Consider the following 21,567-nt stretch of genomic DNA (forward strand, 5'->3'; position numbering starts at 1 on the left):
TTTCGGGGGCTGCGCCGGTGGTATGGCTGACCAGGGGCCCCGCCGGCGCGGGCGCCCCGATATCGCGCCCGCGCGACGGTGGGGACGGCAGGGCGGATGTGTTACCCATGTTTGACAGGACTACAAATCCTCTGGCCTCGTGTAGGCCAGAGGATACGAAGACGGGATTTCTGATGAGACCTGAGACCCGCGCCGCGGGCTGTCTAGTGCTTTCAGCCTGACCCTCGTTTGCGGAAGACGATCAGGTATGCGAGAATTCCAACGAGCACAATTCCGCCTAGCTGCCACAGCAGATTTTGCATGCTCACCTCCTAGGCCGTAGCCTTGATAGTGTAGTTCAGCATCCCACCGGCCAGGACGATATCTACCTCCCGAGCGGTAAGATCATGCCTGACCACGAACTCCGTCTCTTTGGTGACATTGCTTACGACAACCTGCTGTCCCCCTCGGATCTGCTCGGCTACGCGCTCAATTCGCAGGTGATCCCCCTGGTCGATACCATCATAATCCCGCTCATTCGCAAAGATCAACGGCAGGATCCCAAAGTTGATCAGGTTGGCGCGGTGGATGCGGGCGAACGAGGTGACGATGGCCCCTTTCAGGCCCAAGTACATCGGCGCCAGTGCCGCGTGTTCTCTGCTCGAGCCCTGGCCATAGTTGCTGCCCCCGACCACGAAGCCGCCGCCCTTCTCCTTTGCGCGCCTGGCGAACTCCGGATCGACCCGGCTGAAGGCATACTCCGAGATGGCCGGGATATTGCTGCGGAGCGGCAGGATCTTGGAGCCCGCCGGGAGGATATGGTCGGTGGTGATGTTGTCGCCCATCTTCAGGAGGAGTTCGCCCTCGATGGTGGAGGGGAGCTCGCCTCGGATCGGGACCGGCTTGATGTTGGGACCGCGCGTCACCTCGACCTGTTCCGGATGCGGCGATGGCGGGACGATCAGGTTGTCGTCAAGGACGAACCGCTCCGGCGGGAGAACCGACACCGGTTGGCTGACGCGCCTAGGGTGGACGATTTCGCCGGCCAGAGCAGAGGCCGCGCAGACCTCCGGGCTCGCCAGGTAGACCTTGTCGTTGGGCGCGCCGCTCCGTCCCTCGAAGTTGCGATTGAAGCTTCGGAGTGAGGCAGTGCCGCTGGCAGGGGCCTGACCCATGCCGATGCACGGGCCGCAGGCCGCCTCTAGAATCCGCCCCCCGGACGCGATCAGGTCGGTGAGCGCCCCGTTGGCGGCGATCATGGTGTAGACCTGCTTAGAACCTGGTGTGACCGTGAAGCTGATGTTTGGGTGAACCGTCTTCCCTTTCAGCATCATCGCGACCGTCATCAGATCTCGGAAAGATGAGTTGGTGCAGCTTCCGACGCAGACCTGCGAGATCTTGGTCCCCTCAACCTCAGAGACCGGGCAGACGTTGTCCGGGCTCGATGGCCGGGCCACCATCGGCTCGAGTCGGTCCAGATCGATCTCGATCACCTCGTCGTAGGTGGCATTGGGATCGGGCGCCAGGGGGACCCAACTGCCTTCCCGTCCCTGCGCCGCGAGATAACGATGGGTCTGCTCATCGCTGGGGAAGATGGAGGTGGTCGCGCCAAGCTCAGCGCCCATGTTCGTGATCGTAGCCCGCTCCGGTACGGTGAGGCACGTCACCCCGTCGCCCCCATACTCCAGGATCTTCCCCACGCCACCTTTCACGGTGAGTCGCCGCAAGACCTCCAGGATAATGTCCTTGGCCGCCCCCCAAGGGCCCAGCCGGCCGTTGAGTCGGACCAGTAGGACCTTTGGCATGGGGAGATAGAACGGCCCGCCCCCCATGGCTACGGCGACATCCAGGCCGCCCGCTCCGATGGCGATCATCCCGACGCCACCGCAGGTCGGAGTGTGGCTATCGGAGCCGAGCAGGATCTGGCCCGGCGTGCTGAACCGCTCCAGGTGGACCTGATGGCAGATGCCATTCCCTGGACGCGAGAAGTAGATGCCGTACTTGGCCGCGATGCTCTGCAGGAACCGATGGTCGTCGGCGTTCTCGAAACCGGTCTGCAGCATGTTGTGGTCCACGTAGCTGACGGATAGCTTTGTTCTGACACGCGGGATGCCCATCGCCTCGAACTGCAAATAGGCCATCGTCCCGGTGGCGTCCTGGGTCAGCGTCTGATCGATCCGGATCGCGACCTCTTTGCCAGGGATCAGCCCTCCAGCGACTCGGTGAGCCTCAAAAATCTTCTGCACCAAGTTCATGCCCATCGCTTTACCCTATCGGTCAGTGGCATAGTCCTATTCAAGAGATATGATCTTGTAGCAGCCGATACAACCAACCGTGCACACATTTCATATTCATCGTAATTGCAACCGCACACAGCGTCAACGAAAAAGGGGCGGCAATGGTATCGGTAGCGCCTTGCAGAGGAGAATGATCGCAACACTGGGCGAAGGGCAGGGCCTTGAGGCAATGCACCACTTGAGCTTTCGTCCAACGCAAACCGTATAGCGTAAAAGGGAATGTGGGTGCGCCCGTCGCCCACACCCCCCTCGACGGCCCAAGCAAGCCTCGAAAAATCCGTGAGTTGGCGCTTGGACCATAGAGCCTCTCTGATCTGGCATGGCGATTGCTTCTTCCTCAGGTAGACGGATCTCAAGTAGCACGATCGAGATCAGATCACCGAGAGCCGCCATAGTGCGGTATGATCTGTGCTCTATCACTCAAAGGAGGCGGGTCAGATGAAAAGGTTCGCGAAGCAGTTCGTTCCCGCGCTGATCGCCGTTCTACTCTTGAGCGGCCTACTCCTCGTTCCAGCCGAGCCCGTGCTGGCAAAGACGCATTTCTTCTTCGGGCTGAACATCGGGATTCCCATGGTGCCGCACGCGGTGTATCCCTATCCCGCTCCGTCGCGCGTCTATTACCCACCGGCCTACCGGGCCTATCCGCCATGCGCACAGGTCTGGACCCCGGGGTACTATGACCCCTACGGAAACTGGGTCTTCGGCTACTACCGGTATGCTTGTCCCCCATACGGCTACTGACTACGCGGTTTAGACTTGACGGCTACTGGTTGGCATGGCGCTCAACAACCCTAAGGAGGTCACATCGATGGACAAGAAAAAAGCTGTTGCGGTAGCACTGGCGGCTGCCTTCAGTCTCTCCCTCCCGCTCTTCACCATCGCGGATGCGCAAGCCCAGGCCCCCACGCCAAAGGCGAAAGTGCGCCAGGCCCCGGCGAAGAGCAAACAGGCTATTGCAGCAAAAAAGGGCCACAAAGGAACCGCCAAGAAGCAGGTAAAAAGAGCGCCGCACAGGAAGACAGCGAGAGGAAAATCCTGACAGACGACGATTCCTGTTGCCGCCGCCCCTCGTAGTCCTCCTACTGTGGAGCGTAATACCGGGCGAAGGGCAACGTTTTCAGGTGTGAGACTGGATCTCCTCGCCCTGCACCGAGGCGCGGTATGATCTGATGTAGTGCAGGGTCCGGTCTCTGGACCGTGATGGGGATGGGATGCCGCGCGAAGGGCCCTGCCGCCAAGGAGAGCAATGGGGTCCATGCAGGCGGGTGGCGATCGATCAGGCGAGCACAGGTGGATCATCCACATTGACATGGATGCCTTCTACGCTTCGGTCGAGCAGCGCGATCACCCAGTCTATCGCGGGCGTCCCGTGATCGTGGGGGCCGATCCCAAAAGCGGAAAAGGCCGCGGGGTCGTGTCCGCCGCCTCGTATGAAGCCCGCGTGTTCGGCATCCACTCGGCCATGCCGATCAGCCAGGCCTACCGGCGGTGTCCGGAGGGAGTCTTCCTTCCCGTTCGGATGTCGCGCTATCGGGCCGTCTCCGTACAGATCTTCCAGATCTTTGCCCGCTACACCGACCTCGTGGAGCCACTCAGCCTGGATGAGGCCTTCTTGGATGTGACCGGAAGTCTCCGGCTCTTCGGTCCTGCAGAGATCATCGGACGGCGGATCCAGGCGGAAATCCGGGCCGGGACGGGGCTTGGGGCCTCCGTCGGTATCGCCGCCAACAAGTTCGTCGCCAAGGTCGCCTCCGACCTACGGAAACCGAACGGCTTCGTGATCGTTCCGCCCGGACAGGAGGCTGGCTTTCTCCAGGGCCTGCCGATCGAACGGCTTTGGGGCGTTGGGCCGAAGACCGCAGGACGTCTGCGCCGGATGGGGTGTATGACCATCGGCGAGGTGGCGGCTCGATCCCAGATGGAGCTGGCGGCCACCTTCGGGCAGCTTGGCGCGCACCTGTGGGAGTTGGCCCAAGGAATCGATACGCGAGAGGTGATCCCGGAGGAGTCCGCCCAGTCGGTGGGAGCCGAAACCACATTTGCTGAGGATACGGCTGATCCCGTCCGGATCCGTCAGACGCTGTTGGCCTTATCGGAGCGGGTGGCTCGACGACTGCGTGTGGATGCTCTCCAGGCCGGTGTCCTTACTCTGAAACTGCGGGATGAGACCTTCCGCACCCAGACCAGGTCGGTCTCGCTCTCAGAGCCGACCGATCAATCGCAGGACCTCTATTGGACGGCGATGATGCTGTTGGAGCGGCTTCCCTCCTCGGGCCGCAAGGTGCGGCTCCTGGGGGTGACGGCCTCAAAGCTGTCTGATCGCGCGGGATCAGGACAGCAGCTCTCGTTGGAGCTCGATCCTGCCGGCGCCAAGCAGCGCCGGTTGACGGAGGCCGTGGATCGTATCCAGGCGCGATTTGGGAAGAAGGCGATCCGTCCAGCCAGCCTGCTTTCCTCTTCGTGACCGTAGGTTCTTGTATAGACTTTAGTCATGGCCCTTGTCGTCCGTTCTCAGGGAGCCGTCATTCGAGTCGTCAGATTCGCCATAGCCGAAGGCTTCCTTGGTGGTGTGGCGACGCGGGGAGGCGATGTTTAAGTAGCTCCGCATGGTGTCCTCCATGATACTGGTGCGGAGGTTGTCGTTGCGACTGAACAGACACTCACCACGCAAGACGTAGAGGCGAAAGGAAATCGGCGCCGTATTAAGGGTGCGGACATCGACTGGGAGTTTGATCTTGCCGCTCAGATGGGCCGACAGATTCGCGGCCATGGCGTTGTTGAAGTGGCTGCTGGAGAGGTAGACGCCGATATCTACGTTGTGGAATACTTCAGATTTGAGAAATGAGCCGTAAACGTAGGCGAAAAGTACGTCGGGGTAATGTAGTAACTCGGCGGCGATCTGTTCCCGAATAGCGCAACGTTCAGTAGGGCTCAGTCGATGGGCCCGTTTCATCAGACTTGTCCCCGCTTCATCGCTTTTCTGCTTCCCACTCTTCCTGGCAGGCAGCGCAACGTTGGGCGAAGGGTAATGCCTGCAGGCGGGCGAGGGGGATCTCCTCGCCGCATCCGGCACAGCGGCCGTAGGTCCCGGCCTTGGTACGCTGGATGGCCGCGTCGATCTGCTGAAGCTGTTGTTGTTGCTGCGCCACCATGGCTAGGCTGATGTTGCCCTCAGGGGCCGCCGCCCAGCCGTGAGAACCTGGCGCGTCCCGCATTTGGGACTCCTCCTGCCGCTCACGGAGCGCTTGGCGGATCCGCGCAGCGAGCCGCTCACGTCGTTCGGTCAGTAACGCCAGGAGTTGTGAACTTCTACCCTCCGAGTCGGTCTCTGTCTGATTGTGCTCGTTCATCGGTAACCCTATTCGGAAAGCGCCAGCGAAAGGATTGGCTGCTGGCATTCCTTGAGCAGTCGACCGGCGAGTCCGGTATAACGCTGCTGGATCTTCTGGTTTTTTACGGCGATGGCGATCGCCTTCTTGGTGCCAACCAGGACGACCAGGCGCCTGCCTCGCGTGATGGCGGTGTAGAGGAGGTTTCGCTGAAGCATGACATAGTGCGCCGTGTGAACCGGGATGATGACCACCGGATACTCGCTGCCCTGGCTCTTGTGGATCGTGACGGCGTAGGCGAGCACCAGCTCATCCAGCTCATTGAAGTCGTATGTGACCTGGCGGTCGTCAAACCGGACGGTGACCTCGCGGTCCTCCAGATCGAGCGTGACGATCCGGCCGATGTCGCCGTTGTAGACGTCCTTGTCGTAGTTATTCCTGATCTGCATCACGCGGTCCCCACGCCGATAGAGGCGACCGGCGCGAAGCAGTTCCGGCCCTGACGGGTTCAGGAGCGCCTGCAGCGCCTGGTTCAGTTGCATGGCGCCGATCGGTCCTTTCTGCATCGGGCTCAGGATCTGCAACTCCTCCATCGGGTCCACGCGATGCCGTGTCGGCAGACCGCGTGCGGCCAGCTCCAGGATCGCCGCCTGGACCTCCAGGGCGTCTTGTTTGGCAAGCAGGTAACAGTCGCCTTGCTCCTGCGCCTCCCAATCAGTGCAGAACGGCATCTCCCCCCGATTGATCCGGTGGGCATTGACCACAATCTGGCTCTCCTTGGCCTGCCGGAAGATCTCGGACAGTCGGATGACCTGGACAAGGCCAGACGCGATGATGTCGCGCAGTACGGCGCCCGGCCCGACCGATGGGAGTTGGTCCACATCGCCCACCAGAATCAGCCCGGCAGCCGGAGGGATGGCCTTCAGGAGGGAGTTCATCAGTACCACGTCGATCATCGAGGCCTCGTCTACGATCACCAGATCGGCCTCCAGCGGTCTGTGCTGGTCCCGCTTGAATCGGCCATCCTTTGGGCTGAACTCCAGGAGGCGATGGATGGTCTTGGCCTCCCGCCCCGTGGCCTCACTCATCCGCTTCGCCGCCCGCCCAGTGGGAGAGCAGAGGAGCATTCGGCGATGCTTCTTGTCCAGGATCTGCAGGATGCACCGTAGGATGGTCGTCTTACCGGTGCCGGGACCTCCGGTGATGACCAGCAGCTTCTGCAGGAGAGCCTGACGAATTGCCTCTTGCTGCTGCGCTGCCAGGCTCAGCCTGTTCATCTGCTCTACCCAGAGGATGGCACGTTCGATGTCGATGTCCGGCGGGAGTTCGCCGCCTTCAGCCAGGGCCTGCAGGCGCCGAGCGACCCCTTCTTCCGCGGCATACAGCGAGGCGAGATAGACCGCCACCTCTTGCGGCTCTGGCGCACCTGTCTGCGTGCGGTCACGCACAGGCAGGCAGATGATCTGCTCCTCGTGTCGAAGCCGCTCAACCGCCTGGGTGACCAGATCCTTGTCCACCTCCAGAATACCGGCGCTTGCTTTCGTCAGGTCGCCGAGCGGGTAGTACACATGGCCTTCACTAGCCAGCTCGTTCAGGACATGGATCACGCCGGCCTCTACCCGGAGGGGCGAATGCAACTCGATCCCGATCGCCTGGGCGATCCGGTCGGCGGTCTTGAATCCGATTCCGTAAATGTCCTTAGCCAGCCGGTAGGGGTTTTCCTGGACAACAGCGATGGAGGATTTTCCGTAGGTCTTGAAGATCTTGGCGGCATAGGCGGAGGAGACGCCATGGCCCTGCAGGAAGATCATCACCTCCCGGATCTCTTTCTGCTCTTCCCAGGCGGTCCGGATTCGCTGAAGCCGGACCTCGCCGATCCCATCCACGGTGAGCAGGCGGGAGGGCTCCTCCTCGATGATGCGCAGGGTGTCGATGTCGAAGGCCTCCACCAGCCTTTTGGCGAAGATCGGACCGATCCCTTTGATGAGGCCTGAGCCCAGATACTTCTCGATGCCGGTGAGTGTTGCGGGGGTGATGGTCTCGAACGCCTCGACCTTGAACTGTTCGCCGTATCGGTTGTGCTGGACCCACTCGCCGGTCAGCTTGAGGGTTTCGCCCGGCGTGACGGTCGGCAGGTTCCCCACAATGGTGGCCAGGTCTCGCCGTCCGGAGACCTGGAGCCTGGCCACCACATAGTGGTTCTCTTCATTGACATAGGTGATCCGCTCCAGCGTCCCCTGGAGCGTGTCGTATGATCGCGCAGGCATCTGGGCGCCACTCCGACCTGAGAGTTTAGCCTGTCGCCTCCTCGTACCAGGCCATCTGAATCGCCTCCAACTTAGACTCCGAGGCGCCGTTAGGGTCGTCGTCGAAATCCGCGAGTTCAGTGACCCACTTCTGCAGGGTGGTGAACGGGACCTCCAGGGGATCCTGCTCAGGATGCGACTGGATCAGGGCCGTCGCGATCTCGTACGTGTCGTCCCAAAACAGGCTCATTGTCCTTCGTCCACCTCTATAAGGTTACTTTCGGTGCGTTGGCGAACCGTGCCGTCACAGCCGACCAGTCAATGGCTCGAAAGAAGGTCTCGATGTAATCGGCTCGCTTCAGCCCGTAGTCGATCATAAACGCATGTTCGAAGACATCCATAATCATCAGGGGAATGCCCCCGGCCAGGTGCCCCGCGTCGTGCTCATTGATCCAGACATTACACGTTCGATTGGCGATCGGGTCAAGGCACAAGACCACCCAACCGATCCCCCTGATGGCGCCTGAGGCTTTAAAATCCTTTTGCCAATTGTCGTATGAACCCCAATCGGCTGCAAGCTTTTGAGCGAATCCTGAGGCCGGATCAAGTCCCTTCCCACCTTTCACCATATTCCCAAAATAGTACTCATGCAAGCGCATTCCATTGAATTCCCAGCCAAATCGCCGCTTCAGCTCTGCGTACTCCGCAACGGCTATCTTGCCCTCTTTGAGCATTTGACCCAGCGCGTCGGCCAGCTTATTGGTATTGGTCACATACCCCTGATAGAGCGTAAAATGATTCTTCAAGATCTGATCACTCAATCCGTCAATCCCCAGCAACTGCTCATAATTCCTTGCCTCATAAGCCATCGGCTACTCCTCCTCTGACGAACTGATAAGGGTTGACCTGAAATCCAGTGCCTTTGCGGATTCCCGCTTCAAGTGTGCGGGGACAAGCTTTGCGAAAATGACGTTCGTTGTTGCGACTGACGACCTACGCACAGAAGGGAGCATAGACACGCAGGGTGGGAATGTCAAGATTCAAGGATGAGTCAGTCCCGCCTAGTCGACGAGCGGACGATGGAAGGCGCAGGCGAAGTGTCGCCTGTGGAGCCGTCTCCGTATTGACGGATGCAGGCCAGAAAGCGCTGGCCGAGATCCTGGAGCTTGCGCAGGCCGACCCCCTTGATCTGCAGGAAGGCTTCCTCGGTGGTGGGTCGCTCTCGCGCCATCTCACGCAGGCTGGCGTCACTGAAGATGAGATAGGGTGGGATACCTCGCTCTTCGGCCATGGTCCGACGGAGGGCGCGGAGCGTCTCGAACAGATCCTCATCACCCGTTCGGCCAAGGCCCGGCGGCACGGCCTGACGCGCAGGTCGGGACGGCGTCTCGCGCGCGGGGCGGGCGACCGTGCGGAGAAGCGGCGCTGCATCTTCTCCCCGGAGGGCCCGATGGCCCCGTGCGGTGACGTCGAGCGTCGGGTACTCTCCCTCGCCGCGCGCCAGATACTCCTGTCCCTCGAGCTGCTCAATCCAGTTCCGCACCGTCGCCTTCGGGTACTGTCGCAGGACGCCGTAGGTGTCCAGCCGGTTGTGGCGCATCCTTGCGATCCGGGCCGTTTCGGCCCCACGCAGGACGTCCGCCACGTAGTCGGCGCCGAACCGTTCCCCCATCTCTGTGACGCAGGCGAGGATCTGTCGCGCCAGCGCCGCCGAGCCGTCCTCGACGGCCACCTCGCCGAGGCAGATGTCGCAAGCTCCGCACGTGTCCGCGCGGTATGCCTGGCCGAAGTAGTTCACGAGAAAGCGGTGTCGACAGGCGCCGCCCTGGCAGTAGTCATACATCTCCCCGAGCTTCGGCAGGGCGCCAGGCGACGGCAGCCCCTCCGCCATCAAGATGGACCGCCACAGACCGAAGTCGCCGCCGGAGTAGAGCAGCAGGCACTCCGACGGCAGGCCGTCGCGCCCGGCCCGGCCCGCCTCCTGCTGGTAGTGCTCGATGGACTTGGGCATTCCGGCGTGGATGACGTAGCGCACGTCGGACCGGTCAATGCCCATCCCGAACGCTACCGTGGCCACTATGACATCCGCCCGTTCTGTGATGAAGTTATCCTGAGCGCGCCGTCGTTCGGCATCGGCCAACCCGGCGTGATATGCCACTGCCCGGTATCCCCGCCGTCGCAGCGCGTCGGCGAGCTGATCTACCTCCGCCCGGCGGATGCAGTAGATGATCCCGGCTGTTCCCCGGTGCCGCTCCAACGCTTCTGTGACCTGCCGCAATCGATCCGTGCGCCGGCGCACCCGGTAGATCAGGTTCGGACGGTCGAAGCTCCCGACCAGGATCTCGGGCTCCCGCAGCGCCAACTCCGTGGCGATGTCCGCCCGAACACGCGGCGTGGCCGTGGCCGTAAAGGCATGGATGGCCACGTCCGGAAAGGCCTCCCGCACTACTCTGAGTTGCCGATACTCCGGCCGGAAGTCGTGCCCCCATTGGCTGATGCAGTGCGCTTCGTCGATCGCGAAGAACGCCACCCCGGCTTGCCTCAGCAACCTCAAGCAGGGCGGAAGCGTCAGCCGCTCAGGGGCCACGTACAGGAGGTGGTACCGCCCGCGGGCCACATTGGCCTCCACCAACCGTCGCTCGTCGGTCGTCAGGCTGCTGTTCAGGAAGGCGGCCGGCACCCCCGCGGTGGTGAGCCCGTCCACCTGGTCCTTCATGAGGGCGATGAGGGGCGACACCACCACGGCCAGCTTCCCCATCGCCGCCGCCGGCGCCTGATAGCAGAGCGACTTCCCACCCCCCGTCGGGAGGATGACGATGGAGTCTCGCCCCGCCAATACCGCCCCTATGGCCTCTTCCTGCAATGGGAGGAGCGTGTCGTAGCCCCACACGCGCTTTACGGTTCGCCTGATGTTCTCCACGCGTACCCCCACTCCTTGCCTTCGACCGGGAACCCGCGCCCAGGCAACTACCCGAGGCGTTCGGGATACTTATTCAACAAGCGGCAAAACTCCTTATTATAAGTCAGATGGTTATACCAAAATCCTTTTTAGAATGACAGGCCAATGAACGGGTTGCGCTGTCAATCCATTCTTGAGGGGCGCTTCAGGTTGACGGGAGGGGACCTTTATGTCTACCATAAGAGTGGTCCAACTGTGCCATGGGCCAGAGACGGAAATCAACATAGGCGTAAAGCCTCAGAGGAAGGAATATATGCTCACGATCACTGAATCGGCAAAAAAGAAGATCCTCGAGCTTATGGAGGCCGAGGGGCAGCCAGGCGTGGGGGTGCGTGTCGTGGTGACAGGGGGAGGCCCTGGGAGCTTTCACTATGGGCTTGGGTTCATGGCCGAGAAGGACAAAGGGGCCGACGATACTGTGATCGACGCTGACGGATTCAAGGTCTATGTCGATGCCGAGAGCGCGCCCAAGCTTCAGGGCGCCACGGTGGACTTCATCGAGGGGGTCTACGAAAGCGGCTTCAAGATCGACAACCCGAACTCCGGGTGGAAAGACCCTATAGCGGCGGCCGTCCAGCGGGTAATAGATATCCGAATCAATCCGGGCGTGGCGGCTCACGGCGGATCCGTGACGCTCCTCGACGTCAAGGATGGTATCGCCTACATCACCTTTGGGGGTGGGTGCCACGGCTGCGGGATGGCCGACATGACATTGAAGCAGGGGGTCGCTGTAGCGATCCAGGAGGCGGTTCCCGAGATCCGCCAGGTCCTCGACACAACCGACCATGCGGGTGGCACCAACCCATACTACAAGGGGTCTCAGCGAGGGGCTCCCCCCTGGTCTGACGAGCAGGTAGACCCGTTCACTCAGTACTAACCGAGCTTACCTGATATCTGGTGAAGCGGCGATCTTGTCGGCCAGCACTGTTTTAATGTCGTTCATCATGACCTGTGGCACCAGGGAGCCTGTGCTGTAGATGTTGCGAACATTCCCCGCCTGATCCACCAGGAATACCTTAAGGACGTGACGGTATCGGCCGGTAAAGTGCCCGCGCTCGTCGTAGACCTTCGCCCGATCCTGCCCATAACTCTTCAGCGTCGTCCTGAGAACTTGCTCCGAGGGGGCCGTCAGCAGATGCCAGAGCGATGACTCCGCCCCAAAGACGCGAGCGTACTTGGCGAGCTGAGCAGGCGTATCGCGTTCAGCATCCAGGCTGATGGATAGCAACACCGCCTGATCTTGAAGACCCTCCTGCAGGAGTTTCGCCTGGAGTTCTCGGAGCGCCATGCCGGCCAGTGGACAGCCAAGCCGGTCGGAGCAGGCCGTGTAGATGAAGCTGACGACCGCCACCTTGCCATGCATGAGGGACGCAGTGTTGACGCGGCGGCCGGCGGTATCGATCAGGACGACTGGCGAGACGCGCGTGATGACCGGAAGGTCATAGGTTCCGGCAACGGGCGGGGTAAACCTGGGCGAGAATACGCCCTGAATGTATGTTTCCTCAAATCCCACGCTCTCGTGGGCATTGGCCCATGCGAAATCTGCTAGAAGGGTAACCGCCGCCAACGCTGCACCGATCAGGACAGCACCCATGCCTACTCCGGTCCGCGCAGCCCCTTGCTTCCAAAGTTCATCAGGTGAGCCCGGCCCACCGCGTTGAAGTCGGTGGTGAATGCGGGCGTGAGCTTCCCATCGCGCCAGGCATAGGCCTTGAGCCAGTAGTCTCCCGGCTTATCCCATTTTGAGAGGAGCGAGTTGGTGACGTAGAGGCGCGTGCCATCCCATGATTCGGATACCATATTCGCCATTTCGCCCAGCTTCACCTGCTCGATCAGCTTGGCTTCGAAGGGATTGGAGATGTCGTACACGCGAAGCGTACCGGCCATAAATGAGGTGACGTAGATCTTGCTGTCATCTGGGGCGATGCTGATATCGACGGGAAGGTTCTCGCCGAGATCGGCGATCGCCTTGGTCGCCCAGGTTCCGTCCTCTTGCTGGTAGATGAGGACAAGTTGGTGAGCGAGGGCCGTTGCTGTAAAGGCGTAATAATGGTTCGGCATCAGCGCCCAGCGCAACTCCAGCGGCGCGCCGGGGACTTGCAAGATCTGCAGCGGCTTGCGGGCGTGGAAGTCCCAGACCACCACCGAATCGCCGAAAGTTTTCATCGCCTCCGCATCCTTGACCAGCTCACCGAGGGGCCGCATGTAGTTCTTCTTGCCGGTGAAGGAGGAGGTGAGCATGCGATTCAGGTTCACATTGACCCGCACGTCATAGCCATAGGGCGCCTCCTTCGGCATCCAGATCGTCCGGATGAAGCGTCCCTCGTTGGAGTATTCCGCCAGCCCCGTCCTGCCTGAGCTATCGTTCGCGTTCGAGAGGGCCGTGATGAGCATCCGCCCCGGCAGGGCATAGAACGTGTGGGGACCGACGAGGCCGCCCGTGTCCTTCACGAAGCTCTTGATTGTCTTGACTAACTTGGGCTTGGCCGGGTTCGATGCCACATCGAAGATGAAGATATAGCTATCGTCCAGACCTCCGGCCCACAGATACCGCCGGTCGTCAGTGAACCCGGCATGGTGAGCCTCATGTTGCCCCGGCACGGGGGCCCGGTGGATGATCTGCCCGTAGGTCTTGGACTTGGGGTTCGCGTCAACAGTCACCAGGCTGTCGTTTCCGTCGGCCACTCCCTTGATCCCCAGCGTCCAGACATAGATATAGTCCTCCTGCCCGGTCACCTTAGGGAGGAAGGGCGACTGGCAGGTCTCATCGGCTAGAGCATGGCCACTCATCAGCATAATGGCCACAAGCCACAGCATTCCTATCAGGCGATATAGCGTTTTCATGCTCGTGCCCCTCTTTTGGCTTTTTGGATTGTCGCAACCCAAGCGTATTCTTTCATACCCCCCCAACTCGGGTCAAGCCACGCTCCCACCAACGCTACCGTAGGCAACCTCACTAATCATCATTTTTACAACTCCTTGATGCTTCGAGTGTCAATCTTAACGGCCTTTTGATTTGACCTGACCCTCTCTCAGCTCTAGGTTGATGATAGAGGGTAGGAATCCGAGGAAGAGTAGGCGGAGGGACGAATGCGAAATCCTTGGCCCATAACGAAGGAAGAGACTGAATCCAACGTATTCGAGCGTGTCGCAGAGTACCGACCGCCCTTCTCGTGGCGCACGCGGCTCTTTGGCCGCCCGCTTTCCAGTGCGGACGCGCCTCACCAGACCATCGGCAAGACGATCGGTCTGGCCGTGTTCGCCTCCGACGCGCTGTCATCGACGGCCTATGCCACTGAGGAGATTCTACTTGTGCTGGCCGCGGTGGGTGCAGCCGCCTTCGTCTACGCCTTTCCGATCGCAATCGCGATTGTGGCGTTACTGACGATCCTCACCCTCTCGTATGAGCAGACCATCCACGCCTATCCGGGCGGCGGGGGCGCGTATATCGTCGCGCGGGACAATCTGGGCGAGCTTCCTGCCCAGACGGCGGGCGCGGCGCTCCTGACCGATTACATCCTCACGGTATCCGTCTCTGTCGCGTCGGGTGTGGCCCAGCTTACCTCTGCCTACCCGTCCCTCTTCCCCTATCGGGTCATCCTGTCCGTCGTGCTGGTCCTGCTCATCATGGTGATCAACCTGCGGGGCGTCAAGGAATCCGGCGTGACCTTCTCTATCCCCACCTACTTCTTCCTCGGGATGATGTTCTTGACCGTCGGGATCGGCTTCTACCGCTACATGACGGGAAGCCTTGGCGCAGTCGTCAATCCGCCGCCCCTGCGAGCCCCTGAGATGGCCTCGGTGTCACTCTTCTTGATCCTTCATGCCTTCTCGAATGGCACGACCGCTGTGACAGGGACGGAGGCCATCTCAAACGGCATCACCGCATTTAAGGAGCCCAAGAGCCACAACGCAGGTATCACGCTGATCTGGATGTCGGCGATTCTGGGCACGCTGTTCCTGGGCATCACCTACCTTGCGGTCAAAATGGGTACCATCCCATCAGAGGCAGAGACCGTGATCTCGCAACTGGCCCGCACAGTATTCCAGGGGCAGGGGCCGCTCTACCTGGCTGCCATCTCAGCCACTACCCTCATCCTTGTTATGGCCGCCAATACCGCATTTGCGGACTTCCCTCGACTCAGCGCTCTGCATGCCGGCGATGGGTTCCTGCCCCGCCAGCTCACCTACCGGGGAAGCCGTCTCGTCTACTCGCGGGGTATCATCGCCCTCGCGCTGATTGCCTCGGCACTGATCGTACTCTTCCAGGCGAGTGTCACCGCCCTGATCCCCCTCTATGCGATCGGGGTGTTTCTCTCATTCACGCTCTCGCAGGCCGGCATGGCGTGTCGGTGGTGGAAGGCCGGTCACCTCGCCCCCGGCGTGGAAGTTCAGGAGCCGGGCTCGGTACTTCGGCATGAACCGCGCTGGGCGCTGAAGATGGGGATCAACGGGTTCGGCTCGATCTGTGCGGCCATCGTGATGGTGGTCTTTGCCGCCACGAAGTTTCGCGACGGGGCGTGGATCGTCGTCCTTCTTGTGCCTGCGATGGTCGTGGTCTTCTTCGCCATCCACCACCATTACCGGGATCTGGCTGCCCACCTGTCGTTGGAGGATTTCGGCCCGCCCCAGCGCATGTCGCGGCATCGGGTAATCATGCCCATCAGCGGTGTCCATCGTGGGACCGTTGCCGCGCTCCGCTACGCCCGATCGCTCTCCGACGACATTACGGTGGTCTACGTCTCCATGGATCCGGCTGAAGCCGAGCGGGTGCGCAATAAGTGGGAATGGTGGGGCGAGGGGGTCCGCCTCATCGTCCTGCATTCCCCCTACCGGCTGTTCCTCGAACCTCTGGTTGGCTACATCGAGGAGATTGCGGCTCAGCGCCAACCCAATGAGACTATTACCATTGTCGTGCCGCAGTTCGTACCCCGCCGCAGGTGGCATAACCTCATGCATACTCAAGCAGCCATGTGGTTGCGGATGGCCTTACTCTTTAAACGCGGGGTTGTGGTGACCAACGTCCCCTACCAACTCGAGTAATCATGACGAGTCATACTTCAGCCTCCGGCGAAGCGTGTGCTATGCTTGGTTAGTTAGGCAGTTCCGAATAGCCGTACCATCGTGTAAGGCACATGTGACCACGACATCATGCAACAAGAGGGGCTGTCGATCTCGTCCGTCACCGTAGCAGCTCGTCCGCACAACCCGGATTGGGCTGCCTACGGCCGGGCCACGGCCGTCGTCGCGCTCTGCACGGCGGTGGCGTGGCTGATGTTCCCGTATTTCGAAGCCTCTAATCTGATCATGGTGTATCTGCTCGGGGTAACCGGTGTCGCCGCCCGCTCCGGCCCCGGCCCCTCGGCCCTCGCGTCGGTCCTGAGCGTGGCGGCCTTCGATTTTTTCTTCGTGCCCCCCTATCTTACCTTTGTGGTGGCCGATGCCCAATACCTCGTCACCTTCGGTGTCATGTTGGTGGTCGCGCTTGTCATCAGCGGCCTGACCGTGCGTATCCGCGCCCAGGCAGAGACCGCGCGGCAGCGCGAGCGGCGGACGGCCGCGCTGTACGCGCTGAGCCGGGAACTGGCGAGCACACGAGGAGTCGAACACGTGCTGCGGGCCGCCACACGACACATCGCTGAGGTTTTCGGCGGCCATATCGCAATTCTGCTCCCCGACCCGAGCGGCCACCTCAGCCTTCAGATCGGTCTTCCTGCCCAGTTCGGGATGACCCCCTCGGAGCTTGGGGTGGCCCAGTGGGTGTACGAACATGGGCAGATGGCCGGATGTGGAACGGCCACCCTCCCCGGGGCAAAGGCCCTGTACCTCCCGCTGATTGCGTCGCATGGGACCCTTGGCGTGCTGGGGCTTCAGCCGGCGGTTCCGCACTCGCTTGAAGCCCCTGAGCAACTCCATCAGCTTGAGACGTTTGCCAACCAGACCGCCTTGGCGCTCGAGCGCACGCAGCTCGCCGAGGCCGCGCAAGAAGCACAGATACGCGCAGAGACGGAGCGGCTGCGCAGCTCGCTCCTGAGTTCGGTGTCCCACGATCTCAGGACGCCCCTTGCCACCATCACCGGCGCCGCGAGCAGCCTGCTGGAGAGTGAGGAAAAGTTCGACGCGCCGACGCAGCGAGAACTGCTCGAATCGCTGTCCGAGGAGGCCGACCGCCTCAATCGCCTGGTGAACAACCTGCTCGAGATGACGCGGCTTGAGTCTGGAACCCTGCAGGTCCGAAAAGAGTGGTACCCGCTGGAGGAGGTCGTCGGCGCCGCGCTGGGCCGCCTGGCGAAGCTCTTGCGCGACCGCCCCGTGACCACTTCGTTGCCGGCTGATCTGCCCCTCGTCCCGATCGACGACGTCCTGCTCGAGCAGGTGCTGATCAATCTGCTGGACAACGCGGTCAAGCATACCCCTGACGGAAGCCCTCTGGAGATCACGGCGTGGGCGCACGATGCAACGGTCACCGTGGAGGTCGCTGATCGGGGGCCAGGCCTGCCGTCCGGCGACGAGAAGCGGGTCTTCGACAAGTTCTATCGCGGGTCCGGCTCCACCTCGCGTGGCGCCGGTCTTGGGCTGGCGATCTGCCGGGGGATTGTGGAGGCGCATGGCGGTCGCATCTGGGCTGAGAACCGACCGGAGGGCGGTGTGGCGTTCTGCTTTACTATCCCTCTGACCGGCACACCCCCGGAACTGGAGGGGATCGATGCCTGATATTCCGGACAGTCTGGCGGCGGCGGCCCAGGAGGAGAGACCGGATACTCCGACGTGTGGCCCGGCCGTCGTACTCATTGAGGACGAACGGCCGATACGACGCTTTCTCCGCGCTACATTGATGAGTCAGGGGTACCGCCTGTTTGAGGCGGCCACGGGTGAAGAGGGCTTGGCGGAGGCGGCTGCGCGCCCACCCGACGTCGTCATCCTCGACCTCGGTCTGCCCGACATCGACGGTCTCGAGGTCATCCGTCGGCTTCGCGAGTGGACCGCCGTGCCGATTATCGTGCTGTCGGCGCGGGGGCAAGAACGCGACAAGATCGCTGCGCTGGATGCGGGTGCGGACGACTATGTAAGCAAGCCGTTTGGTGTGGGCGAGTTGCTCGCTCGCATGCGGGTGGTCTTACGACACGCAGCGCGTAGCTCCACAGAGACTGCCGAGTCAACGTTCTGCGTGGGCGATCTGCATGTGGATCTGGCGGTGAGAAGGGTTACGGTCGAGGGGAGGGAGGTCCACCTGACCCCAATCGAGTACAGGTTGCTGACGACGCTCATTCGCTATGCGGGAAAGGTGGTAACCCAGCAGCAGTTGTTGAAGGAGGTCTGGGGCCCCCAGTCCACCGAGCAGGCCCACTACCTCCGGGTCTACGTCGCCCAGCTCAGACGGAAGCTCGAAGCCGACCCGGCGCGTCCACGCTATCTGCTGACCGAACCCGGCGTAGGCTACCGCTTGGCATCGGAATAGCCGCAGGAGGCTAGTCCCGTTCGCTGCCCAGGCCACCCAGGGCTAACGTGGCGAAGGTCTCGGCGAGTCCCGCTGTCAATCGGGTCAGCTCCGGATAGGCCAGCTTCTCGGGAGTGTCTTGGCTCGTATGGTAGTACGGGTAGCGGTAAAAGGCGGTGTCGGTGACCATGAAGGCAGGGTAGCCTTGCCGCCAGAACGACCAGTGATCGCTCCAGGCGACCCCCGGGATAAAGAAAAAGGTCGCCACGTGCTCGAGCGGAAAGTCGGAGGTTTGGCGGAAGGCCTCTGCCGCGCGGCGCATAAGGGCGCGCGAGCGAAAGTTGGAAACGAAGCTGATAAAGTTGGCTCGGTTCGGATAGAAGAAGCGGAACAGGGGTGGGTAGCGTTGGCTGCCAGTCTTGTCACAGTAGCAGCCGATCGTTTCCAGCGAGACCATCAAGCGAATGACATCGCCGCGAGCACGGGCGGCCTTGGCATAGACGACGCTCCCCTGCCGCCGTGTAAAGAAGAATGGCGGCTCCTCATTGACGAAGGCCACGAAGCGAACCGTCAGCGCCGGCGTGATGTCGGTGAACAGTCGGGACAGCTCCAACAAGGCGGCGACACCGCTGGCATTGTCATTGGCACCCGGGCTCCCCATCACCGAATCGTAGTGGGCGCCGATGAGCAGGATCTCACCCGGTCGAGCGCTCCCAGGCCGCGAGACCTCCAGGTTGGCCCACTGCGTGCCGGAGAGATCGTACCAGTGCGGGATGACCTGGTAGCCCTGGCAGTGCCACTCGGCCTCGATGTAGTCGGCGGCGGCCCGCAGCGCCTCCGGTCGGGACACGTTGCGCTCGCCGATCTCGCCGGCGAGACGTTCGACGTGGGCTCGAAGGCGCTGAGAGGAGACGTCTCCTGTGATGCATGCGGTTTTGACGGCTGGTTTTAGCGTGTGCGGCATGGTATCATCCAGCGATGTCAGATCGCGCTGGTCTCGATCCTGATCGATATAGGCTGATCGTGACATTTCCCATTCTCGGATAATTTTACACTAGAGGGTGGGTATTCTGATTGAAAACCTTTCACAGAAAGGGGGAGAGCATGAGGTACGTGACTGCGCTGGGTTTGGCTTTGCTGCTTCTTGCACACAGCACGGCGAGCTGGGCTGCGTCAGGGACGCAAGAAAGTACGCTGTCGCAAATCGGGACAGGGGTGGGAAGCGGGCTAGGGACAGTGGTCTATTTTCCGTTTAAGGCGGTCTTCTGCCTGGGCGGGGGAATCGCAAGCGGCTTTACATTGATCTTTGCCGGCCGCGACAACGCTGACAAGGTAGCCGGTGCTGCCTGCCGTGGGACTTGGGCCATCACACCCGATATCATCAATGGGAAGGAACCGGTAAAGTTTGTGGGTGATCCCTCTGCGCGATAGTCGAGAGCGCGCCAACCTCTTGAATTTTCCCCTTGGAGCAACGCGGCAATCGTGTTATAGTGACTTGAAATTGCAGTTGCAAGATCGATCGAGGCCGTGACGCGGCTCGATCCAGTGTCGAGCTGGGACCTTCAGAGCCTGCACGGCGACTTCTCCGGTGATCCCGCCGTTAGCCCCACTCAATCCGACCGGACAAACAACGCGGGTGTGCTGTGCCCATCAATGGACAGGCGCGCCCAAAAGCAGCATTAGGAGGATTATGTCGTTTTCGTCATTCTCACTCAACGCGAACCTGTTGAAAGCCGTCCAGAACATGGGGTTTGATCGCCCCACACCGATCCAGCGCCTCGCCGTTCCGCCCCTTCTGGAGGGCCGGGACGTCATGGCCAGCGCCGTGACAGGGAGCGGCAAGACCGCGGCGTTCCTGCTGCCTATCCTCCATCGCCTTATGGAGAAGCCCAGGGGAACCACGAGGGCGCTGATCCTGGCGCCTACCCGTGAGCTGGCGGCGCAGATTTCGGAGCACCTCCACGATCTTGCAGCGCACACGCCCCTGAAGGGGGCCGCGGTCTACGGGGGCGTCTCCATGGGGCCCCAGGAAGCGGCGTTTCGCCGAGGCGTGGACGTCCTGATCGCTACCCCAGGCCGGCTCCTCGACCACTGCCAGTACCCGTATGCGCGCCTCGCCGGCATTGAGCACCTCGTGCTCGATGAGGCGGACCGCATGCTCGATATGGGCTTTCTGCCCGACATCCGCCGCATCCTCCACCACGTCCCCAAGCAACGGCAGACGCTGCTGTTTTCGGCGACCTTGCCGGCGCCGATCGTGGAACTTGCCAAGGACATGCTGCAGAATCCAGTCTCTCTGAATATCGAGCGGAAATCTGCGCCGGCGGCGGGGATCACCCATGTGGCCTACCCTGTCCCGCATGAGCTGAAGTCCGTTCTCTTCCTGGAACTGGTAAAGAACAGCGCGTCCAAGCACGTACTGGCCTTTACCCGAACCAAGCACCGGGCCAACCGGCTTGCCGACTTCCTCGAAAAGCACGGCGTCACCTGCGAAAGGATCCATGGGAACCGCAGCCAGGCGCAGAGGACCGACGCCCTGGCCAGCTTCAAGAGGGGACGGTGTCGCGTCCTCGTCGCGACAGACATCGCCGCTCGCGGTATCGACGTGGAAGCATTAGGCCTCGTCGTGAATTTCGACGTTCCGCAGCTCCCAGAGGATTATATCCACCGGGTCGGGCGCACGGGACGGGTGGATGCCACGGGTGATGCCTACACCCTTGTCTCGCCGAACGAAGAGGACAACCTTCGTATGATCGAGCGCGCCATCGGCACACGCCTGCCGCGTCAGAAGGTTCAGGGGTTCAATTACGCACATGCTCCCGCGGAGCGCTTTGAGGTTCCCCTCGTCGAACGCATCGCCGCCATCCGCGCCCGAAAAGCGGAGGAGCGGGTCCGAGCGAAGGCGAATGCTGCGCGCCGGGCCACGCCAGGGATCACGGTGGGTCCCGCCGGAAACGGGACAGCGGGGCAGAACCCCAGGAGCAATCGCTCAGCCAGCCCAAGCCGCTGGGCCGGAAAGCCGGTCACAGGGAAGTCCTTCAGCAGGCCAGTGAGTGGACGCGCGAACGGGCAGGCCGGCTGGCGAAGCAATGGCTCCGCCACAGAGCCACGGAGCGCTCGTAGGGCGTAGCACACATCTATGCGGGCCGGAATGGGCTTGGTGGCTGGCGCCACCAAGCCAGTTTCCTTCCGCTCCTCGCTCCAGGCAACGTAATTCCCCCCTCAGCCCCACCCACACCCGACTGTCTCAGGTTGAGCGCTGTAAACCACTTCGTCTCTCGCTTGCACCCTTGATGAGCCAGCCCTCCCAAGATACTCA

The 21,567-nt window shown here is 61.7% G+C and carries 19 protein-coding genes; 9 read left to right on the plus strand and 10 right to left on the minus strand.

Features of this window, described 5'->3' with window-relative positions; translation table 11 throughout:
• Positions 1-311: 311 nt before the first annotated feature.
• Entirely contained in the window at positions 312-2,240 is a 1,929-nt protein-coding gene (locus tag PHV01_RS01925) for an aconitate hydratase (RefSeq protein ID WP_337289459.1), read from the minus strand.
• Positions 2,241-2,714: 474 nt separating this feature from the next.
• Between PHV01_RS01925 and PHV01_RS01930 the strand changes: the two genes are divergently transcribed.
• From PHV01_RS01930 to dinB, 3 genes are all read left to right on the plus strand, one after another.
• On the plus strand, positions 2,715-3,017 hold the full coding sequence (locus tag PHV01_RS01930; protein WP_337289460.1) for a hypothetical protein: 303 nt from the start codon (positions 2,715-2,717) through the stop codon (positions 3,015-3,017).
• Positions 3,018-3,084: 67 nt separating this feature from the next.
• Positions 3,085-3,315 carry a hypothetical protein gene (locus PHV01_RS01935; RefSeq protein ID WP_337289461.1) on the plus strand — a complete coding sequence of 77 codons (231 nt, stop codon included), beginning with the start codon at positions 3,085-3,087 and terminating at the stop codon, positions 3,313-3,315.
• Positions 3,316-3,522: 207 nt separating this feature from the next.
• Positions 3,523-4,740 (plus strand): DNA polymerase IV, encoded by a 1,218-nt coding sequence (gene dinB, locus PHV01_RS01940; RefSeq protein ID WP_337289462.1) that lies wholly within the window; start codon positions 3,523-3,525, stop codon positions 4,738-4,740.
• 21 nt (positions 4,741-4,761) lie between these two features.
• On the opposite strand, the gene PHV01_RS01945 is transcribed toward dinB, so the two are convergent.
• The 6 genes from PHV01_RS01945 to recQ form a co-directional block, all read right to left on the minus strand.
• Positions 4,762-5,229 carry a nucleotidyltransferase domain-containing protein gene (locus PHV01_RS01945; protein WP_337289463.1) on the minus strand — a complete coding sequence of 156 codons (468 nt, stop codon included), beginning with the start codon at positions 5,227-5,229 and terminating at the stop codon, positions 4,762-4,764.
• Positions 5,230-5,245: 16 nt separating this feature from the next.
• Positions 5,246-5,626: a TraR/DksA family transcriptional regulator gene (locus tag PHV01_RS01950; protein ID WP_337289464.1), complete on the minus strand. Its 381-nt coding sequence runs from the start codon at positions 5,624-5,626 to the stop codon at positions 5,246-5,248.
• An 8-nt stretch (positions 5,627-5,634) separates the two neighbouring features.
• A complete protein-coding gene (locus PHV01_RS01955; protein WP_337289465.1) occupies positions 5,635-7,872 on the minus strand; it encodes an ATP-dependent RecD-like DNA helicase in 2,238 nt (745 codons plus the stop codon).
• A 25-nt stretch (positions 7,873-7,897) separates the two neighbouring features.
• Positions 7,898-8,095, minus strand: coding sequence for a Fe-S cluster assembly protein IscX (gene iscX / locus PHV01_RS01960; protein WP_337289589.1), 198 nt, complete (start codon positions 8,093-8,095; stop codon positions 7,898-7,900).
• Positions 8,096-8,117: 22 nt separating this feature from the next.
• Positions 8,118-8,720 carry a Fe-Mn family superoxide dismutase gene (locus PHV01_RS01965; RefSeq protein ID WP_337289466.1) on the minus strand — a complete coding sequence of 201 codons (603 nt, stop codon included), beginning with the start codon at positions 8,718-8,720 and terminating at the stop codon, positions 8,118-8,120.
• A 182-nt stretch (positions 8,721-8,902) separates the two neighbouring features.
• Positions 8,903-10,771, minus strand: coding sequence for a DNA helicase RecQ (gene recQ, locus PHV01_RS01970; RefSeq protein ID WP_337289467.1), 1,869 nt, complete (start codon positions 10,769-10,771; stop codon positions 8,903-8,905).
• A gap of 292 nt (positions 10,772-11,063) precedes the next feature.
• Here recQ and PHV01_RS01975 point away from each other — a divergent pair, with 292 nt between their 5' ends.
• Positions 11,064-11,687 carry an iron-sulfur cluster assembly accessory protein gene (locus PHV01_RS01975; protein WP_337289468.1) on the plus strand — a complete coding sequence of 208 codons (624 nt, stop codon included), beginning with the start codon at positions 11,064-11,066 and terminating at the stop codon, positions 11,685-11,687.
• Positions 11,688-11,693: 6 nt separating this feature from the next.
• On the opposite strand, the gene PHV01_RS01980 is transcribed toward PHV01_RS01975, so the two are convergent.
• A complete protein-coding gene (locus PHV01_RS01980; RefSeq protein WP_337289469.1) occupies positions 11,694-12,404 on the minus strand; it encodes an SCO family protein in 711 nt (236 codons plus the stop codon).
• Positions 12,405-12,406: 2 nt separating this feature from the next.
• On the minus strand, positions 12,407-13,654 hold the full coding sequence (locus PHV01_RS01985) for a selenium-binding protein SBP56-related protein (protein ID WP_337289470.1): 1,248 nt from the start codon (positions 13,652-13,654) through the stop codon (positions 12,407-12,409).
• Positions 13,655-13,900: 246 nt separating this feature from the next.
• Here PHV01_RS01985 and PHV01_RS01990 point away from each other — a divergent pair, with 246 nt between their 5' ends.
• The 3 genes from PHV01_RS01990 (at position 13,901) to PHV01_RS02000 (ending at position 18,269) form a co-directional block, all read left to right on the plus strand.
• On the plus strand, positions 13,901-15,853 hold the full coding sequence (locus PHV01_RS01990; protein ID WP_337289471.1) for an APC family permease: 1,953 nt from the start codon (positions 13,901-13,903) through the stop codon (positions 15,851-15,853).
• 108 nt (positions 15,854-15,961) lie between these two features.
• A complete protein-coding gene (locus tag PHV01_RS01995) occupies positions 15,962-17,524 on the plus strand; it encodes a DUF4118 domain-containing protein (protein WP_337289472.1) in 1,563 nt (520 codons plus the stop codon).
• On the plus strand, positions 17,517-18,269 hold the full coding sequence (locus PHV01_RS02000) for a response regulator (protein WP_337289473.1): 753 nt from the start codon (positions 17,517-17,519) through the stop codon (positions 18,267-18,269). Before PHV01_RS01995 ends, PHV01_RS02000 begins: the two co-directional genes overlap by 8 nt.
• Positions 18,270-18,279: 10 nt before the next feature.
• Here PHV01_RS02000 and PHV01_RS02005 read toward each other — a convergent pair whose 3' ends face one another.
• On the minus strand, positions 18,280-19,278 hold the full coding sequence (locus PHV01_RS02005; RefSeq protein WP_337289474.1) for a M28 family metallopeptidase: 999 nt from the start codon (positions 19,276-19,278) through the stop codon (positions 18,280-18,282).
• 74 nt (positions 19,279-19,352) lie between these two features.
• Between PHV01_RS02005 and PHV01_RS02010 the strand changes: the two genes are divergently transcribed.
• Entirely contained in the window at positions 19,353-19,679 is a 327-nt protein-coding gene (locus tag PHV01_RS02010; RefSeq protein WP_337289475.1) for a hypothetical protein, read from the plus strand.
• A 259-nt stretch (positions 19,680-19,938) separates the two neighbouring features.
• The gene (locus PHV01_RS02015) at positions 19,939-21,378 is read left to right on the plus strand and encodes a DEAD/DEAH box helicase (RefSeq protein WP_337289476.1); all 1,440 of its coding nucleotides are present in this window, start codon (positions 19,939-19,941) and stop codon (positions 21,376-21,378) included.
• Positions 21,379-21,567 lie beyond the last annotated feature (189 nt).

Origin of the sequence: Candidatus Methylomirabilis sp. (assembly GCF_028716865.1) — a bacterium.
GTDB lineage: Bacteria > Methylomirabilota > Methylomirabilia > Methylomirabilales > Methylomirabilaceae > Methylomirabilis.

Bases quoted from the DNA above. Each gene is read 5' to 3' on its own strand.
- PHV01_RS01925 (WP_337289459.1), bottom strand. From the start codon at position 2,240: ATGGGCATGAACTTGGTGCAGAAGATTTTTGAGGCTCACCGAGTCGCT.
- PHV01_RS01930 (WP_337289460.1), top strand. From the start codon at position 2,715: ATGAAAAGGTTCGCGAAGCAGTTCGTTCCCGCGCTGATCGCCGTTCTA.
- PHV01_RS01935 (WP_337289461.1), top strand. From the start codon at position 3,085: ATGGACAAGAAAAAAGCTGTTGCGGTAGCACTGGCGGCTGCCTTCAGT.
- dinB (WP_337289462.1), top strand. From the start codon at position 3,523: ATGGGGTCCATGCAGGCGGGTGGCGATCGATCAGGCGAGCACAGGTGG.
- PHV01_RS01945 (WP_337289463.1), bottom strand. From the start codon at position 5,229: ATGAAACGGGCCCATCGACTGAGCCCTACTGAACGTTGCGCTATTCGG.
- PHV01_RS01950 (WP_337289464.1), bottom strand. From the start codon at position 5,626: ATGAACGAGCACAATCAGACAGAGACCGACTCGGAGGGTAGAAGTTCA.
- PHV01_RS01955 (WP_337289465.1), bottom strand. From the start codon at position 7,872: ATGCCTGCGCGATCATACGACACGCTCCAGGGGACGCTGGAGCGGATC.
- PHV01_RS01965 (WP_337289466.1), bottom strand. From the start codon at position 8,720: ATGGCTTATGAGGCAAGGAATTATGAGCAGTTGCTGGGGATTGACGGA.
- PHV01_RS01975 (WP_337289468.1), top strand. From the start codon at position 11,064: ATGCTCACGATCACTGAATCGGCAAAAAAGAAGATCCTCGAGCTTATG.
- PHV01_RS01980 (WP_337289469.1), bottom strand. From the start codon at position 12,404: ATGGGTGCTGTCCTGATCGGTGCAGCGTTGGCGGCGGTTACCCTTCTA.
- PHV01_RS01985 (WP_337289470.1), bottom strand. From the start codon at position 13,654: ATGAAAACGCTATATCGCCTGATAGGAATGCTGTGGCTTGTGGCCATT.
- PHV01_RS01990 (WP_337289471.1), top strand. From the start codon at position 13,901: ATGCGAAATCCTTGGCCCATAACGAAGGAAGAGACTGAATCCAACGTA.
- PHV01_RS01995 (WP_337289472.1), top strand. From the start codon at position 15,962: ATGCAACAAGAGGGGCTGTCGATCTCGTCCGTCACCGTAGCAGCTCGT.
- PHV01_RS02000 (WP_337289473.1), top strand. From the start codon at position 17,517: ATGCCTGATATTCCGGACAGTCTGGCGGCGGCGGCCCAGGAGGAGAGA.
- PHV01_RS02005 (WP_337289474.1), bottom strand. From the start codon at position 19,278: ATGTCACGATCAGCCTATATCGATCAGGATCGAGACCAGCGCGATCTG.
- PHV01_RS02010 (WP_337289475.1), top strand. From the start codon at position 19,353: ATGAGGTACGTGACTGCGCTGGGTTTGGCTTTGCTGCTTCTTGCACAC.
- PHV01_RS02015 (WP_337289476.1), top strand. From the start codon at position 19,939: ATGTCGTTTTCGTCATTCTCACTCAACGCGAACCTGTTGAAAGCCGTC.